The organism is Flammeovirga agarivorans (assembly GCF_012641475.1).
GTDB classification, from domain to species: Bacteria; Bacteroidota; Bacteroidia; order Cytophagales; family Flammeovirgaceae; genus Flammeovirga; species Flammeovirga agarivorans.
This window is the reverse complement of record NZ_JABAIL010000108.1, coordinates 1-607: the sequence shown is the minus strand read 5'-3', so window position 1 is coordinate 607 and position 607 is coordinate 1. Positions and strand designations below refer to the sequence as shown.

The 607-nt window shown below is 61.8% G+C and carries 2 protein-coding genes; one reads left to right on the top strand and one right to left on the bottom strand.

What is annotated here, in order from left to right; translation table 11 throughout:
- Window positions 1-165 (top strand): class I SAM-dependent methyltransferase (locus HGP29_RS29155; RefSeq protein WP_168885839.1); only part of this gene is annotated, 165 nt, incomplete at its 5' end.
- Between the two features lie 145 nt (window positions 166-310).
- Here the strand turns inward: HGP29_RS29155 and HGP29_RS28465 are convergent.
- Window positions 311-607 (bottom strand): POT-type proton-dependent oligopeptide transporter (locus tag HGP29_RS28465; RefSeq protein WP_449401708.1); only part of this gene is annotated, 297 nt, incomplete at its 5' end.

The window sequence follows — 607 nt, the reverse complement described above, 5'->3', positions numbered from 1 at the left end:
GATTTAGACGCCGATGGCCTGCTGGCCCCGGCGCGCCAGCTGGCGACCAAGCGGGTGGTGGTGAAGCGCCCGGATTATGCGCCGCCGCTGGCGGAAGTCGCCACGCCGAATGCGGTGGTGACCAAAGGGCATCGGTTTGATATTTACGCCGGTACGCCGGAGTAATATTACGCCGTGGTGGTATCTCCCGGATAGCGGCGCAACGCGCCTTATCCGGGCTACCGAATCGTCGCCCGGCTCAGCGTAGCGCAAGCCGGGAACCACAATATCTGAACAAACGGCGCCAGTGCGGATCGGCCATCTCAAACGGTTATTCGGCGCTGGCCGGGGTATTAATCATCCGGTTCAGCCACGGCACCATCAGCGCCATTACCACCGTGACGCCCAGCGTCACCAGGCCAATTTTACTGAACACATTGGTGTAGACCGGCAGGGTCTGCAGCGGGTCGGTGATGTTTTCCGGCACCGCGGTAAAGGTCGCCACATAGCCGCCCAGCAGGAAAGCGGCGGCCTGGGTCAGAAACCACATCCCCAGAATAAAGCCCATCAGATGCTGCGGCACCAGCGCGGCAACCATCGCCAGCCCCAGAGCGCTGATTAACAGTTC